The following is a 16,188-nucleotide window of genomic DNA, read 5'->3' as shown; positions in this document are numbered from 1 at the left end:
ATGGATCTGAACCTCAAAAACAAAGTTATCATTGTTACCGGTGGCGCGAAGGGGATCGGTGAAGGTATCGTAGAAGTTCTGGCTGCCGAAGGTGCTATACCGGTGGTGGTGGGAAGAAGCGAGTCTGACAACCTGAAGGCGCTGGAAAAAATTAAAGGTGAGAAGTTTCAGGTTGGCGCCGAGCTTACACGTCCTGAAGAGTGTGAGAAAGCGGTTCAGGCAGTGGTAAAGAAATTCGGGCGTATAGAAGGGCTGGTGAACAACGCAGGCGTCAATGACGGTGTGAACCTCGAACATGGCAGCTACGAAGCTTTTATGGCTTCGCTGCATAAGAACCTGGTACACTATTACCTGATGGCACACTATGCGCTGCCACAGCTCAAGGCGTCGAAAGGATCTATTGTGAATATCGGCTCCAAGACCGCAGAGACCGGGCAGGGGGGCACATCGGCATACGCTGCTGCGAACGGTGGCCGCAATGCCCTTACCCGTGAGTGGGCTGTTGAGCTGCTCAAATACGGTGTGCGTGTGAATGCGGTGATCGTGGCGGAATGTTATACGCCGTTGTATGATAAGTGGATCCAAACTTTTCCGAATCCGGAAGAGAAGCTGAAGAAGATCACGGAAAAAATTCCGCTGGGCAACCGCATGACCACGGCCGAAGAGATCGCCAACATGGTAGCCTTCCTGTTGTCAGAGCGGTCGAGCCACACTACGGGGCAGCTGATCTATGTAGACGGCGGATATGTACACCTCGACCGTGCCATCAGTAATTAATCTGTTTTTAGAAAATACTTTTCAAAATTCACTATGCCAATCGTTAACACAGAAACGCCCACCATCCCGCAAAGTGTAGGCAAGCGCTCTTACATCATCCCCTTCATGCTGGTGACCAGCCTCTTCTTCCTGTGGGGAATTGCCAACAGCTTGAACGGTACGCTGATCAAACATTTTCAAACCGCGCTCAACCTGAACCTCGGGCAGGCGGGCATCGTGGACTCCGCTTTTTACATCGGGTATTTTGTGATGGCGTTGCCCTCGGCGTTTTTGATGAACCGCATTGGCTACAAGAAAGGTATTCTCATCGGTTTGTTCCTCTATGCTGCCGGTGCGTTGCTGTTCTATCCCGCCGCTGAAATGAGGGTGTACGGCTTCTTTCTTTTTGCATTGTTTGTGATCGCCTGCGGACTGGCATTCCTCGAAACAGCCGCTAACCCGTACGTTACGGTGCTGGGCGATCAATCATCCGCCGAAAGCCGGATCAATTTCGCACAATCCTTCAACGGCCTTAGCATCATCTTTGGTCCTGTGGTAGGAAGCCTTTTCATTTTTTCAAGTGTTGAATATTCCAACGACATGCTTAATGCCATGCCGGTGGCGGAAGCTGAGGCCATCCGCATCGCTGAAGCCGAGTCGGTGCAGCTGCCCTATCTCATTATCGCGGGCGTAGTGCTGCTGGTAGCCTTTCTGTTCGCCATTACGAGAATGCCCGAGATCTCTTCGGCTTCGGAAAAAGAAGCGTCGTTCAAAGGCATCACGCGTCACCGTCACCTCATGTTCGGTGTGATGGCGCAATTCTTCTATGTGGGTGCACAAGCTTCATTGTGGGGATACTTTATCAACCTGAAACTGCACTTCGCCAAAGATCAGCACCTGACCCTTGTTCAGTGGCTGTATCCCATCGCTGAAAATATGACCCCGACGCAGATCGCAAGCTTTCACGCTTCGTTCGCCCTGGTGCTTTTTATGATCGGACGTTTTGTGGGCACGTGGCTGATGACAAAGATCAGCGCCAACAAGCTGCTCTCCGCCTATGCTGCGGCGTGCGTTGTTCTGATCACCTATGGTTTGATGAGCTCCGGACTTTCAGCCGTGATCGCCATCAGTCTGACCTACTTCTTCATGTCTATCATGTTCCCCACCATATTTGCCTTGTCCATCAAGGGTCTCGGCAGCCAGGTGAAGCTTGGTTCGGGTCTCGTGATCATGGCCATCGTGGGCGGCGCTGTGTTACCTCCGTTAACCGGATGGCTCGGTCAGGCTGGTGTTGAAAACGCGCTGATCATACCCCTGTTGTCATTCCTTGTGATCCTGTTCTTCGGAATGACAGGCTACAAAGTGAAAGGCACATGAAGCGGTATTGCCTTGCCCTCGATCTGAAAGATGATCCGGCGCTCATTGCCGAGTACGAAGCGTATCACAGAAAAGTGTGGCCTGAGATCCTGGCAAGCATCACTACCTCCGGTATCACCAGCATGGAGATCTACCGCGTGCGCAACCGCCTGTTCATGATCATGGAAGTGAACGATTCATTCTCTTTCGAAAAAAAATCGAAGGCTGATCTTGCCAACCCTAAAGTGCAGGAATGGGAACGCCTGATGTGGAACTACCAGCAAGCACTGCCATCGGCCCGCCCCGGCGAGAAATGGATGCTGATGGAAAAGATCTTTTCCCTTTAGAAATAACGGCGCTCAACAACCCTCAAAGGAGTTTGGAACCCTTTGAGGGTTGTTTTTTGTTAAAATATACCAATCGGTATATTTTGTAAAAACTTTCTATATTTGCCCCGTCATGACCAAGGCCGAGCGCACCCGTCAGTTCATCGTTGAGAAAACAGCGCCTTTGTTCAATACAAAGGGTTATGATGGTACATCCCTGGCCGATCTTACCGAGGCTACAGGCCTGACCAAAGGCGCTTTGTATGGGAATTTCGCCGATAAGGATGAGATCGCGGAAGCCGCTTTCCACTATTCCATGAAAAAAGTGAAAGCGCTGATGAAGCAGGAGATGGAGTCGGTAAAAACATATAAACAACGCCTCCAGGCCTTGCTGAGCTTTTTTGCACGCTACGTCAATAAACCTCCTGTAGCGGGTGGATGCCCTTTGTTAAACACCGCCATTGAAGCCGATGATCACCGCACCTCCATGCGCAGGGTGGTCACCAAAGAGCTGATGGCAACCATCGATTTTATTGCTTCACAGTTGGAAGGAGGGGTCAAAGCAGGGGAATTTATTTCTACCATCAAACCGCGTGAATTGGCCTATGTGTTCTTCTGCTCTGTGGAAGGAGCGTTGATGTTCTCGAGGGTTGAGCGATCGAACGAGCCGATGGAGATCGTCGTCAAACATTGCAAGAAAATTTTGGATCAAATAAGTCAATAAATTATGCAACAAAGAAGAGTAGTGGTCACCGGCCTTGGCGCCCTCACACCCCTGGGTAACAGTGTGCCTGAATTCTGGAAGAACCTGATCGACGCCAAAAGTGGTGCCGCACCCATTACTAAATTCGATACCACGAAGTTCAAGACGAAGTTCGGTTGTGAGGTTAAAGGTTTCAACGCCCTCGACCACTTTGAAAGGAACGAGGCGAAGAAGATGGACCCCTTCGCACAATATGCCATGGTATCCACAGCTGAAGCGCTGAAAGACTCGGGACTCGATCTTGATAAGGTAGACAAAACACGGGTAGGCGTCATCTGGGGATCGGGCAACGGCGGCTTTTACACCTTTCAACAGGAGATGATCGAGTATGGCAGAGGTGATGGAACTCCGCGCATCAACCCATACTTCATTCCCAAGGTGATCGTTGACATTGCTTCGGGCTGGATCTCCATCAAGTATGGTTTTATGGGACTGAACTTCACAACGGTGTCGGCGTGCGCAACATCGACCACGGCCATCATCGACGCCATGAACTACATCCGGTGGGGTAAAGCCGACGTGATCGTTACCGGTGGCTCAGAGGCAGCCATGAACGAGGCAGGCATTGGCGGCTTCGGCTCCATGAAGGCGCTGTCAACCCGCAATGACGATCCGCAGACGGCATCACGGCCGTTCGATGTTGACCGCGACGGTTTTGTGATGGGCGAAGGTGCGGGCGCCCTCATCCTGGAAGAATACGAGCATGCCAAAAGGAGAGGAGCGAAGATCTACGCCGAAGTGGCGGGTGGAGGCATGTCTGCGGATGCATATCACCTTACAGCTACCCATCCTGAGGGCGCCGGAGCGGCCCTGGGCATGAAGTGGGCGCTGGAAGATGCGAACCTCAAACCCAGTGAAGTAGACTACCTGAATCCTCACGCCACTTCCACACCGCTGGGCGACGTGAGTGAGATGAAGGCCGTCATCAAAATTTTTGGTGAAAGGCCCGATCATCTTCACATCAGCGCTACCAAGTCCGCCACCGGGCATATGCTGGGCGCGGCAGGTGCGGCGGAGGCAATCATCTGCATCAAGGCAATCGATGAAGGTATCATTCCTCCCACCATCAGCACAACCACCATCGATCCTGCAATGCCTTCAGGGCTCAACATTGTGCTGGGCAAAAAAATGAAGAAAGACGTGAAAGTGGCATTGAGCAACACCTTCGGCTTCGGCGGGCATAACGCCAGCGCGGTGTTCAGGAAGGTGGATAATTAAAAGCTTTATGATTTTTTGTGTCCTTCGTGCATTTTCGCGAAAGATCAGTTTACGTGCCACGAAGGACACAAAAAAACGAAGAAATGAGTAAGCAATAGCTTATTTACCCTCGTTGAAGGACTCCAATCCATAGATAACAGCCTGGGCTTCACTTCTTACTTCTGATCGATAGATCATGGTAGCAACAAATTGATCATCCGGGTATGTAAATGTATAACGGTCCCTTTCCAGTTGCTGGCAAGATATCAGCGGTTTGTATTTATGCCACCAGAGATCAAAAAGTCGGAGCCTTAACCCGGCCTTCCTGTCTGTATCCATCGGCACATAAACAATGATATCAGTGTTGCTGGTGAAGAAATCATCAAGTACAGCTGCAATCGTCTCTCCAATCCTGGTGTCTCCAGGGAGATTGGAGGGATCAATGTGTGCTGGGATTGTCAGGCAATCAAAACCGAAAGAAAAGACCTTTACTGTGACGCCTGGGAACGTAGGTGTTATGTCGGTAAAGTAGACTTCGTAACCAATTTGATGTGAGGTGAGGAATTTGTATCCTTTAGCTGAGGTTACCAGTTGATAAGGGGTGAGCAAATTTTATGTCTGATTTAATTTCAGAAACTTTACCTTCCCTGATTTTTTGATGAATGTGATTCTTGTCAGAAACGATTTTTTTAATTCGTCTGATAATTTCAGGATGGGTAATATTTATAATTTTCTCAGCCATTAACAGAAAACTTACTCTAAAATAATTCTTTTATCTCTTTTATAACCTCGAAGAAGAACAATAAGTTTGTCTAAAATTAAATTTCCATGTATTTCGGTTCTTCGGAATTTAATTTTGTGAAAACAGCTAATGACAGCCTTTAGCACGCTGGCAGCTATAAAATCTTCAGAACTTCATTGTGAAGACGGTCTTAACATCGGGCTCCGATTCCACGGAAAGTGAGCCGTTGTGCATCTGCATGATTTGCCGTGACAGACTCAGTCCGATGCCGGAACCTGTGCGCTTGGTAGTATAGAAGGGAACGAAGATGTGCTCCAATGCCTCTTTGATAATGCCAGGGCCGTTGTCTATTACTTCAATCTTGACGGCATTTTCGTCATAGCGACCGGTCAGCTCAAGCCGGGGGTCAGGTGTTTCATTCAGCGCCTCGATGGCATTCTTCAGCAGGTTGATGAGCACCTGCTCGATCATCTCCACGTCTGCCTGGATGGTGAGGTACTCAGAGCCCCACTCGTAGTGAAAGTCGATCTGCGTTTTGCGCAGCTCGGTTTTCATCAGCTGGGCCACCTTTTCGATCAGGTCTTTGATCCTTACCGTCGACATCTTGGGTTTCGGCAGCGAGGTGTATTCACGGTAGGCATCGATGAATTTGATGAGGCCCTTGCTCCGGTTCTCGATGGTGCTCAACCCTTCCCGCAGGTCATCGGCGCCTTCGTCTTTAAGCTCATAGTGTGTTTCTTTCCGCACCATGTCGTGGTCAAGGATCTCACGCAGTGTTGATGTGAGCGACGAGATGGGCGTGATGGAGTTCATGATCTCATGGCGCAGCACACGGGTCAGGTTCTGCCAGGCCTCCAGCTCCTGCTTCTGCAATTCAGGCTGGATGTTCTGCAGGGTGACGAGCTTCACATCGATGCCCCGGATGCGCAGCTCCGTAGACTGGATGGTGAGGTACAGCTCGTTGCTGCTTTTATATAGCTCGCTTTTGCCGGCTTCAACGCTATTGACAGCGTGATATAATTTGGGATTGATCTGGATCAGCTCCTTGATGTTCTTAATGGAAGTGATGCCCATGAAACGTTTGGCGTTGGCGTTCATAAGCTGCACGTTGCCGTCGATGTCGTACGAGAGGATACCGGTGCGCACTTGCTGTACAACGGAGTTGAGGTATTGCCAGTGCTCTTCCTTCTCTGACCTTGCCTTGCGGAAGGCTTCAAGCACTTCGTTGAAGGCCACGTTCAGGTCTTTAAAACTTTTACCGAGCTTGTTATCAGACGTGAAACCCGATATGAAGTCCGAGTATTTTACGGATTCGAGGAAGCGGGTGAGCTTGCGGTTCGTCTGGCTGATGAAACGGAAGATCTCCACCAGCTGGATGATGATGATCACGAAGGTGAGGATCGCCGCAAAAAGCATATTGGGCCTTGCGATCATATACATGAACAAGGCCATGGAAAGCCCCAAGAAAATTACCCGAAGGGTGACCCGCGTACGGAAATCGTTGAATCCGAATTTCAACCGAAGTTTGAAGTTTAAAGTTTGAAGTTTAAAGTTACGGATTCTCTGACATCCTTGGGTACGGTCCCGAACTTTAAACTTTAAACCTTAAACTTGTAACTTTTAACTTACAACCCGTACTTCTCCAGCCTGCGGTAAAGCGACGACCGGGTGAGGCCGAGCTCTGAAGCCGCCTGTGTGATGTTGCCGTTGTATTTCTTCAGCACTTTACGGATGAGGAGCTTCTCCACCTCTTCGAGGTTGTATTGTTCGAGGCTCAGTTGGCCGTCTTCTTTGCCTGACGAAGGGGTGAAATTAAAATCTTCAGGTTGGAGCACACTGCCATTGCTGAGGATCACCGCCCGCTCGATGGCATGCTGCAGCTCGCGGATGTTGCCGGGCCAGGGGTGCTTGTGCATCCGGGTAACGGCGCCATCGCTGATCTTGGACACGCTCTTTTCGTATTTCGCGGCATAATGCTTCAGAAAATGATTGGCCAGCAACGGAATATCTTCGAACCGTTCGCGCAACGGTGGTATTTCGATCTCGATGGTGTTGATCCGGTACAAAAGATCCTGCCGGAAGCGATTCTCCTTCACCATCTCATACAACGGCATGTTGGTGGCGCAGATGAGGCGGATGTCTATGGGCGTATCTTTGTTGGATCCCACGCGGCTCACTTTCCGGTTTTGCAACACCGTGAGCAACTTGGCCTGCAGGGGCATGGAAAGGTTGCCGATCTCATCGAGGAAGAGCGTACCTCCGTTGGCGAGCTCAAATCGGCCGGCGCGGTCTTCCTTGGCGTCAGTGAAGGCGCCTTTTTTATGGCCGAAGAGCTCACTTTCAAATAGGGTCTCCGTTATAGAGCCCAGGTCTACGCTGGCGAACGACTCATTCTGGCGTGAAGAGTTCCGGTGAATGGCCCGGGCGATAAGCTCCTTGCCGGTACCGTTCTCTCCCAGGATCAGCACGTTGGCATCGGTCTTCGCTACACGGTCTATGGTCTGGAAGATCTTCTGCATCGCCGCGCTCTGGCCGATGATCTCGTTGTAACGTTCATTGAGGGCCTGGTTGATCTCCTGGTTCTTGATCTTAAGGTTTTCGATCTCATCGCGTGATTCGCGAAGGCGCATGGCAGAAAACAGGGTGGCCAGCAGCTTTTCGTTCTCCCATGGCTTCAACACAAAATCAGTAGCGCCTGCCTTGATCGCTTTCACCGCCATCTGGATATCGCCGTAGGCAGTGATCAGCACTACTACGGCAGAGGGATCGAGGCCCAGGATCTTTTCCAGCCAGTAATAACCTTCACTGCCGCTGCTCACATCTTTGGTGAAGTTCATGTCGAGCAGGATGACGTCATAATCTTCATTGTTCATGAGGGCGGGAATGGCCTCGGGATTTTTTTCTATATCCACCTGAGTGAAATGCCGCTTGAGGTGCATCTTGGCGGCTTTGAGCAGGTCTTCGTTGTCGTCTACGATCAGGATTTTTCCGTGTTTGTTTTCGGCCATGGTTATAGGTTTTTGAGCATTCGGGTGCCTCGTTTTCGAAACAGGCTGTCCGCTAATGGGCAAAGGGCATACCGAAAGAGTAAAAACGGCCAATCGTCGAAAAAACGGGTTTTCAGGGCATTTTCCAATGAAATTCCATGTTCGCATCCGGACATGCTCGTTCAGATGTGAACGAGAACGGTATATCAGCCACAGCCATTATGCAGGAAAAGGGCTTTCAGTCACTTGGCACGTTTGTTGGCAATGCCGTATCGGTCGCAGTGATCATTACGTACGCGTTGCGGCAGGCACACAACCCCGATTAACTTAGAAAGAATGGACAAGCAGATCAAAAAGAAAAAGTGGACGCTTAAAAAAATTGCTACTTATGGCGGTATAGCCCTGTTCACCATATTTGTGGGCTACCAGTTTATTTTTGCCGACCGGCGTAACAAGCTCAAAATAGAAAAAGACAAGATCACCATCTCTACGGTTGAGCGCGGCATCTTCCAGGAGACCATACCGCAGACGGGCATTGTAGAACCGAGCCGTACCATTTATCTTGATGCTGTTGAAGGTGGAACGATCAAACGGGTAGTAGCCGAAAGCGGCGCTATGCTGAAAAAAGGCGATATTATTCTCGAGTTAAGCAACCTTAACCGCGAGCTCGATGTCTTAGGCAGGGAAGCTTCATTGAATGAAAGTATCAACCGCGTTCGTGAAACGCGCCTGGGCATTACCCAGAACGACCTGCAACAGCGCCAGGAGCTTGCGCAAATAGATAATATGCTGGCGATCCTCGGACCGCAGTATGCCCGGCAGAAGCAACTTTTTGAAAAGAAGCTCATCGCCAAGCAGGACTTTGAAAAGACTGAAGCGGATTATAAATATTATACTGAGCGCAGAAGGATAACCTATGAGGTTTATAGAACTGATTCGATCGACAGGTTCAGGCAGCTGACCCAGATGAACTATTCCGAGCGCAAGATGACCCAGAGCCTCGAGGGTGTGGGACGGATCCTGGATAACCTGGTGATCCGCGCTCCTATGGATGGTCAGCTTTCAAGGCCCCAGCTCGATCCTGGTCAGGCCGTCAATGCCGGCCAGCGGTTAGGACAGGTTGATGTTGTTGGCAGTTACAAGGTAAGGGTGCCCATCGATGAATTGTACCTTCCGAGGATAGCGGTGGGTCTTCAGGCAACCACAACTTTCAATAACAAGGATTACCTGCTTGAGATCGCTTATGTCTATCCGACCATTATAGGCGGGCGTTTCGATGTGGATATGAACTTTGTGGGGGAGACTCCTACAGGAATTCGCAGGGGACAGTCGCTGAGGCTGCGGATTCAGCTCAGCCAGTCTTCAGAAGAGTTGTTGCTGCCGGTTGGTGGCTTCTATAAAGATACCGGTGGAAACTGGGTGTTTGTGATGGAAGACGGTAACCGGGCGGTGAAAAGGGACGTCAAACTTGGCAGAAAGAATCCCGAGCACTTTGAAGTGCTGGAGGGCCTGAAGCCGGGTGATAAGGTGATCACTTCATCGTATGAGAATTTCGGAAACAACGAAGTATTGATCCTGAACTAGTAACCTTTTCAGGAACAGAAAGTACTACAGGAATAAAACTAATTGCATCAATTTGTAATCATTCTAATAAATCATAATCGTAAAACGCCATGATCAAACTGAAAAACCTCGAAAAAGTCTACACGACAGAAGAAGTAGAGACCACCGCCCTGAATAATATCAACCTTGAGATCAAGGATGGTGAGTTCGTAGCCATTATGGGACCTTCCGGTTGCGGAAAGTCTACGCTGCTGAACATTGTGGGCTTGCTCGACAACCCTACGAACGGCGAGTACTACTTCGGCGAGCACGAAGTGGCAAAATATTCCGAGCGACAGCGTGCCCAGCTGCGTAAAGGTTCTATCGGTTTCGTGTTCCAGAGCTTCAACCTGATCGACGAGCTTACGGTGTTCGAGAATGTTGAGCTTCCGCTGCTGTACATGAAAGTTCCTTCATCTGAGCGCAAGACCCGTGTAGAGGAAGTACTGGAGCGCATGAACATCATGCACCGCAGAAATCACTTCCCGCAGCAGTTGTCAGGTGGTCAGCAGCAACGTGTTGCGATCTCCCGTGCCATCGTAGCGAAACCTAAAGTGATCCTGGCTGACGAACCTACCGGTAACCTCGACTCGGCTAACGGCGAAGAAGTAATGAAGCTCCTTTCCCAGCTGAACGAAGAAGGTACAACCATCGTAATGGTGACCCACTCACCCTATGATGCCAACTACGCACACCGCATCGTGAACCTGTTCGACGGTAAGGTAGTAACAGAGAATATCAAGGAGCATTTCCATATCTAAGAACCGACAAAGTGAACGTCAGGCGGATTGTGGCGGTCAAGTAACGCATGACTTCCCTTTTCTTGAAGACCTTTCAGCTCAGTCTGAGAGGTCTTTTTTGTTAATATGGTTTCCCGTAGATTTCGCGGATATACGCAGATCTCTGCATTATTATTTATCTGCGTTCATCAGCGCGATCAGCGGGAAATGTATTTATGAACACTCTTTTGTTCGGTAGTGAACAACGCTTATTCATTAATTCCCTTAATCCTGCGTTTTTAGCCACGATTCCCCCATGGCATATTTCTTGGCCATAGCATGCAACCTCGATGGCAAACATTGAGTCTTAGTGGCAATTTCAAACAAACCCCTGCATGATCAAGAACTATTTACGCATCACCTGGCGCAACATGATGAAGAACAAGCTGTTCATTTTCATCAATGTGCTTGGCCTCTCAGTAGGTATTGCCAGCTGTATTGTTGCTTACTTTAACTGGGAATTTGACGCCAAATTCGACACGCATCACGCGCATTATAACAACATTTACCGCGTGTCTTCCATCCGGGAATTTGACGGACGCACCACCCTCTATGGATTTGCGCCAACGCCTATGGGACCGGTAATAAGGGCCAATGTGCCTGATGCCGATAAGGTGGTGAGGTTCTCGCCCGTATCTTCCAATGTAAAGCGCGAGGATGATCTTTTCAGGATAGACATCGGACACACGGATGAGGGATTCTTCGATATTTTCACCTTCGAATTTATCAACGGCCAACCTGCTGCCTTAAAGGAGAAGTCGAAGATCCTGCTAAGCGATGAAATGGCCATCAAACTTTTTGGCACAACCGATGTTGTCGGGAAGCAGCTCACACAGATGATCGGAACCAACACCCGTGAGATCGAGATCGGAGCCGTGTTCAAAAAGCAGCCCTCGAACTCCAGCTTCATGAACGATGCCTTCATGCATTATGACAATTATTTCGACCTGCTGCCCAATGTGAAAGAAGACGATTGGAAGAGCCGCAATACGGTGTTTGTGCTTGTCAACGATCCTTCGCGGGTAAACGCCATCGTAAAACAGATCCAGGTGTACAAGGAGAACAACAACAAGGTGCGTGAAGATTTTCAGATCAGGGAGTTTGTGCTGGATCCTTTTGCGGGCATGGCACAACGTGATTCTGCTAACGACACATGGTCGCAGACGCGGGAAGGAAATCCAACCGCCGCCGTTATTGCTCCCGGCATCATGGCCATTATGGTGTTGCTCATCGCCTGCTTCAACATGACCAACACAGCTATTGCCATTTCTTCCAGGAGACTGAAAGAGATCGGTCTGCGTAAAGTAATGGGAAGCATGCGCAGCCAGCTGATCATACAGTTCATCGGTGAAATGGTTTTCATTTGTTTCATCGCGCTGGTGATCGGGCTGGTGTTGGGTGAAGTGCTGCTCGCATCATGGAACGCACTGTGGACGGAGATGAAGCTCACGTCGCATTATATTGACGATCCCGGTTTCCTGATCTTCATCATCAGCATGTTGGTGTTCACGGCGTTGCTTGCCGGCAGCTATCCCGCATTCTACATCAGTGGTTTTGAGCCCGTGAGCATCCTGAAGGGCAAGCTGAAATTCGGCGGTACCAATTATTTTACACGAACACTGCTAGCGCTGCAGTATACGATCTCTCTCATCGGCATCATCAGTGCCTTCGCATTTTACCAGAATTCAATTTACCAGCGCGATTTTGATATCGGTGTCGATCAGAACGGCATCATCACGGCTTATGTCAGCAACCAGGGCGAATTTGAAACTTATCGCAATGCCCTGTCACAGAACAAGGACATCATCTCCATCGCAGGTTCGAAGCACAGCATCTGGTCGTCGTGGTACAACGATCCGGTGAAACATGAATCGAAGCAGCTCGAAGTGGATATTATTGAGGTGGGTGATGACTATCTGAAGACGATGGGAATGGAGTTGACGGAGGGTCGCGACTTCCGCAAGGATTCAGAAACAGACCGGAAAGAATCGATCATCATCTCGCAGAAATTTGCTGAAGAGCTTGGCTGGACGCAGTCGGTAGGCAAGGAAGTGATCTGGATGGATACGGTGAAATTTTATGTGATCGGTGTCGTGAAAAATGTGTATACCAATGGCCTGTGGCGTGAGATGCAGCCGCTCATGATCCGGTATACAACACCCGACCAATATACACACGTGATCGTCAACGCTCCGGCGCTGAAAATAACGGATGTGAACAAGTTCATGGAAAGCGAATGGAAGAAGATCTTTCCCAACCAGCTTTACAACGGTTGGTATCTCAACAGTGGCATGGCGGAGGCGGTTCAGGTAAATACCAACATCGTGAAAATGTTCGTGTTCCTGGGCCTGGTAGCGCTGGTTTTGTCGGCCACGGGATTATTCACACTCGTGTCGCTGAACATCATCAAACGCATGAAAGAGATCGGTGTGCGCAAGGTGCTGGGGGCATCCATCGGCAACATCACGCGCATCATCAATACGGAATTTGCCATCATCCTGCTGGTGTCTTCCATTCTCGGATCGGTGGCCAGTTATTATATGGTAGATCTGCTGATGGACAGCATCTGGGATTATTATCAATCCACCACTTCCGTTACTTTTGCGTTCTCCGTGTTCCTTATGTTCCTGATCTCGGGCATTGCCATCGGGTACAAAGTGTTCACTGCGGCGTCTATGAACCCCGTTAATACGTTGCGTAACGAGTAATATTAGTATAAAAATTATAATCAGTAATCAGGTAGCCATGCTGAAAAACTATTTTAAAGTTGCCATTCGCAACATCCTGAAGTATAAATTCTTCTCGTTGATCAATATCCTGGGAATGACCATCGGCATTGCGGCCTGCCTTCTCATTGTATTGTATGTTACCGATGAGCTGAGCTACGACCGTTTTCACGCCAAGGCTGAGAACATTTACCAGGTGGGGTTGCATGGCAGGATCGGTGGCCAGGACATACGCACTACCACTACCGCTCCACCCATGGCCGAAGCGTTGGTGAGGGAAGTGCCGGGTGTTGCCGAGGCTACCCGTATCGCCAATTACTGGGGCGCTTCCGTAGTGAAGTATGAGGATAAAGCCTTTACAGAACAGAAGCTGTTCTATGCCGACTCCAATTTTTTCAGCTTCTTCAGTTTCAGGATCCTGGAAGGCGATCCGAAAACGGCGCTGCTGGAGCCTAACTCGGTGGTGATCACCAAAAGTATGGCCACAAAATATTTTGGAGAACAGTCCGCCCTCGGTAAAATGCTGACCATCGGTAACGAAAACCAGGCTTACAAGGTAACAGGCATTACCGAAGATTCGCCGCTGAATTCTCATTTCAGATACAATTTACTTTTGTCATCAGCCTCAGGCAAACACCTGAAGAGCACAGAATGGCTGAACAACTACCTGTATACCTATTTTGTGCTCGATCATGGAGCTTCGCTTCCGGCGGTGCACGAAAAATTTGGCGAGCTTGTAATGAAATATGTAGGACCCGAAGTAGAGCGATTTATGGGCGTATCCATCAAACAATTGAGGGAGAAAGGAGATGACTTCGGCTACTACAGCACAGCCCTCACGGACATTCACCTCAGGTCAACTTCGCGTGATGAGCTTGAGCCGGGTGGCGATATTATGTCGGTTTATTACCTGGGAGCTATTGGCATTTTTATCATCGTCATTGCCTGCATCAACTTCATGAATTTATCTACCGCGCGTTCTGCGGGACGGGCTAAAGAAGTGGGGCTTCGCAAAACGCTGGGCTCGCTGCGGGGCCAGATGGTGGGACAGTTCCTGGCCGAGTCCACGTTGTACAGTTTTGTTACGGTGATACTGGCGGTGGTGGCGTGTTACTTTCTGCTTCCATATTTCAATCTGTTGTCGGGCAAACAGCTTGGCATGTCGGCATTTGCCAGTGCACGTTTCATTCTATTGTTAGCGGGCCTGGTTGTTTTTGTTGGATTAGTAGCCGGAAGTTATCCCGCCTTTTACCTCACTTCGTTCAATGCGGTTGAAGTACTGAAAGGTAAAGTTCGCTCTGGCATGAAGAGCAAAGGTGTGAGAAGCACGCTGGTGATATTTCAGTTCGCGCTTTCCATTTTCCTCATCATTTTCACAGCTGTGGTGTATCAGCAGATCACTTATATGCAGCAGCGAAACCTGGGCATCGATAAACACAACGTGCTGATCGTCTCAAGTACGGGCCGTCTGGGGAATAATGAAGAGGCCTTCAAAAATGCGCTGGCATCACAGACGGGCATCGTCAGCTCAAGCTATACCAACAACAGTTTTCCTGGCGTGAACAGCACAACTGTTGCAAAATCCACCAATTCAGACCAGGACCATATGATTGGGGTTTATTATGCCGATCATGATCATCAGGAGGTGATGAAGTTCAGGATGAAAGCAGGCCGTTACTTCTCGGAGGATTTTCCCTCGGACTCGTCAGCCATTGTGCTGAACGAAGCCGCTGTTAGAGACTTCGGCTACACCAATCCCCTGGAAGAGTATGTGACCTTCTCCGATGACGGCAAGCCGCGTAAACTGCGGATCGTGGGCGTATTTCAGGACTTCAATTTCGAATCGATGAAGCAAAAAGTTCGGCCATTAGCCATACGGTTAACCACGAAGTCGTACCAGATGATGATCCGTTACGAGGGAAGCTCGCAGCAGGCGGTGGCTTCTGTAGAAAAGCTCTGGAAACAATATGCGCCGAACGAGCCGTTGGACTACAGTTTCCTGGATCAGAATTTTGACGAGCTGTTCCGTGCCGAGCAACGCCTGGGGGTACTGTTCAGTGTGTTCGCAGGGCTTGCCATCTTCATCGCCTGCCTCGGATTGTTTGCGCTGGCGGCCTTCACGGCTGAACAACGCACCAAAGAGATCGGTATCCGCAAGGCAATGGGTGCTACGACTACAGGACTCACCATACTGTTGTCGAAAGAATTCACCAGGCTTGTACTGATCGCGTTTGTGCCCGCGGCGGCATTTGGTTGGTACATGGTGGATTACTGGTTGGGCAATTTCGCTTACCGGGTAGACATTAGTCCGTTGATCTTTATCGGCAGCGGCGTGGTGGCCATTGTGATCGCGTGGCTTACGGTGAGTTTCCAATCGATCAAGGCTGCGGCGGCTAACCCGGTGAATTCCCTCCGATACGAGTGATTTCGTAGAAATACATTTTCATATAAAGAAAGGCGCTTTTTGGCGTCTTTTTCATTGTTTTTCAGGCGCAATATTAAGTTTTTGTTAACGGCTTAATCTTCCGCTAACATTTTTTACATTCGTAGATAACCACTACTTTATGGAAAAGATCAAAGTATCCAAAAAGGCATTGAAAAGCCTGTTGAGCGATTCAATGCGCACTGCGATAAGCCACCTGGAGTTGCCCAAGCCGACCAAAAAAGTGGAAAAGCTGCTCGACAAAAGCTCCAAAAAACTGGCGTCTGAATTTGTCCACATCCTTAAAAAGCAAGACCGTAAAACCCGGAAGTCTGAAAAAGACCTCACTTATGTGGAGGATGTGCTGAAAGGTAAAAAGAGCAAGAAGAGCAAGGCATTGGCCACCGTCTAAAAAGGGATCTTATATCGAATAACATACAAGCTTCCGGCGCCCCGGAAGCTTATTTATTTCTAACCGCTTCGCTTGCGTTGAAACACCACCCTGCCGTGGACTGTGGTCTGTCGACTGTGG

The 16,188-nt window shown here is 49.5% G+C and carries 14 protein-coding genes; 11 read left to right on the top strand and 3 right to left on the bottom strand.

Annotation, left to right across the window (positions count from 1 at the left end; genetic code table 11):
- From KK083_RS02985 to fabF, 5 genes are all read left to right on the top strand, one after another.
- Positions 1-777 (top strand): L-fucose dehydrogenase, encoded by a 777-nt coding sequence (locus KK083_RS02985; protein WP_254160541.1) that lies wholly within the window; start codon positions 1-3, stop codon positions 775-777.
- Positions 778-810: 33 nt separating this feature from the next.
- Positions 811-2,133, top strand: coding sequence for an L-fucose:H+ symporter permease (fucP, locus tag KK083_RS02980; RefSeq protein WP_254160539.1), 1,323 nt, complete (start codon positions 811-813; stop codon positions 2,131-2,133).
- Positions 2,130-2,459, top strand: coding sequence for an L-rhamnose mutarotase (locus KK083_RS02975; RefSeq protein ID WP_254160537.1), 330 nt, complete (start codon positions 2,130-2,132; stop codon positions 2,457-2,459). Before fucP ends, KK083_RS02975 begins: the two co-directional genes overlap by 4 nt.
- Positions 2,460-2,571: 112 nt before the next feature.
- A complete protein-coding gene (locus KK083_RS02970; protein ID WP_254160535.1) occupies positions 2,572-3,162 on the top strand; it encodes a TetR/AcrR family transcriptional regulator in 591 nt (196 codons plus the stop codon).
- Positions 3,163-3,165: 3 nt separating this feature from the next.
- Positions 3,166-4,419, top strand: coding sequence for a beta-ketoacyl-ACP synthase II (gene fabF, locus KK083_RS02965; RefSeq protein WP_254160533.1), 1,254 nt, complete (start codon positions 3,166-3,168; stop codon positions 4,417-4,419).
- Between the two features lie 99 nt (positions 4,420-4,518).
- Here the strand turns inward: fabF and KK083_RS02960 are convergent, their stop codons facing one another.
- From KK083_RS02960 to KK083_RS02950, 3 genes are all read right to left on the bottom strand, one after another.
- Complete coding sequence (locus KK083_RS02960) at positions 4,519-5,007, bottom strand: DUF6169 family protein (protein ID WP_254160531.1); 489 nt, start codon at positions 5,005-5,007, stop codon at positions 4,519-4,521.
- Positions 5,008-5,305: 298 nt separating this feature from the next.
- Entirely contained in the window at positions 5,306-6,658 is a 1,353-nt protein-coding gene (locus KK083_RS02955) for a sensor histidine kinase (RefSeq protein WP_254160529.1), read from the bottom strand.
- A 107-nt stretch (positions 6,659-6,765) separates the two neighbouring features.
- Positions 6,766-8,148 (bottom strand): sigma-54-dependent transcriptional regulator, encoded by a 1,383-nt coding sequence (locus KK083_RS02950; RefSeq protein WP_254160527.1) that lies wholly within the window; start codon positions 8,146-8,148, stop codon positions 6,766-6,768.
- A gap of 137 nt (positions 8,149-8,285) precedes the next feature.
- Between KK083_RS02950 and KK083_RS02945 the strand changes: the two genes are divergently transcribed.
- From KK083_RS02945 to KK083_RS02920, 6 genes are all read left to right on the top strand, one after another.
- Positions 8,286-8,453, top strand: a complete 168-nt coding sequence (locus KK083_RS02945) for a hypothetical protein (RefSeq protein WP_254160525.1) — start codon at positions 8,286-8,288, stop codon at positions 8,451-8,453.
- 10 nt (positions 8,454-8,463) lie between these two features.
- Complete coding sequence (locus tag KK083_RS02940) at positions 8,464-9,711, top strand: efflux RND transporter periplasmic adaptor subunit (RefSeq protein ID WP_254160523.1); 1,248 nt, start codon at positions 8,464-8,466, stop codon at positions 9,709-9,711.
- An 89-nt stretch (positions 9,712-9,800) separates the two neighbouring features.
- Positions 9,801-10,490 (top strand): ABC transporter ATP-binding protein, encoded by a 690-nt coding sequence (locus tag KK083_RS02935; protein ID WP_254160521.1) that lies wholly within the window; start codon positions 9,801-9,803, stop codon positions 10,488-10,490.
- A gap of 353 nt (positions 10,491-10,843) precedes the next feature.
- Entirely contained in the window at positions 10,844-13,216 is a 2,373-nt protein-coding gene (locus KK083_RS02930; protein WP_254160519.1) for an ABC transporter permease, read from the top strand.
- Positions 13,217-13,253: 37 nt separating this feature from the next.
- Complete coding sequence (locus KK083_RS02925; RefSeq protein ID WP_254160517.1) at positions 13,254-15,659, top strand: ABC transporter permease; 2,406 nt, start codon at positions 13,254-13,256, stop codon at positions 15,657-15,659.
- A 139-nt stretch (positions 15,660-15,798) separates the two neighbouring features.
- Positions 15,799-16,068 (top strand): hypothetical protein, encoded by a 270-nt coding sequence (locus KK083_RS02920; RefSeq protein ID WP_254160515.1) that lies wholly within the window; start codon positions 15,799-15,801, stop codon positions 16,066-16,068.
- Positions 16,069-16,188: the final 120 nt, after the last annotated feature.

Origin of the sequence: Chryseosolibacter histidinae (assembly GCF_018598225.1) — a bacterium.
In the GTDB taxonomy this organism is placed as follows: Bacteria; Bacteroidota; Bacteroidia; order Cytophagales; family Cyclobacteriaceae; genus Chryseosolibacter; species Chryseosolibacter histidini.
This window is presented reverse-complemented; position numbering and strand designations above follow the sequence as displayed.

Bases quoted from the DNA above. Each gene is read 5' to 3' on its own strand.
- KK083_RS02985 (WP_254160541.1), top strand. From the start codon at position 1: ATGGATCTGAACCTCAAAAACAAAGTTATCATTGTTACCGGTGGCGCG.
- fucP (WP_254160539.1), top strand. From the start codon at position 811: ATGCCAATCGTTAACACAGAAACGCCCACCATCCCGCAAAGTGTAGGC.
- KK083_RS02975 (WP_254160537.1), top strand. From the start codon at position 2,130: ATGAAGCGGTATTGCCTTGCCCTCGATCTGAAAGATGATCCGGCGCTC.
- KK083_RS02970 (WP_254160535.1), top strand. From the start codon at position 2,572: ATGACCAAGGCCGAGCGCACCCGTCAGTTCATCGTTGAGAAAACAGCG.
- fabF (WP_254160533.1), top strand. From the start codon at position 3,166: ATGCAACAAAGAAGAGTAGTGGTCACCGGCCTTGGCGCCCTCACACCC.
- KK083_RS02950 (WP_254160527.1), bottom strand. From the start codon at position 8,148: ATGGCCGAAAACAAACACGGAAAAATCCTGATCGTAGACGACAACGAA.
- KK083_RS02945 (WP_254160525.1), top strand. From the start codon at position 8,286: ATGTTCGCATCCGGACATGCTCGTTCAGATGTGAACGAGAACGGTATA.
- KK083_RS02940 (WP_254160523.1), top strand. From the start codon at position 8,464: ATGGACAAGCAGATCAAAAAGAAAAAGTGGACGCTTAAAAAAATTGCT.
- KK083_RS02935 (WP_254160521.1), top strand. From the start codon at position 9,801: ATGATCAAACTGAAAAACCTCGAAAAAGTCTACACGACAGAAGAAGTA.
- KK083_RS02930 (WP_254160519.1), top strand. From the start codon at position 10,844: ATGATCAAGAACTATTTACGCATCACCTGGCGCAACATGATGAAGAAC.
- KK083_RS02925 (WP_254160517.1), top strand. From the start codon at position 13,254: ATGCTGAAAAACTATTTTAAAGTTGCCATTCGCAACATCCTGAAGTAT.
- KK083_RS02920 (WP_254160515.1), top strand. From the start codon at position 15,799: ATGGAAAAGATCAAAGTATCCAAAAAGGCATTGAAAAGCCTGTTGAGC.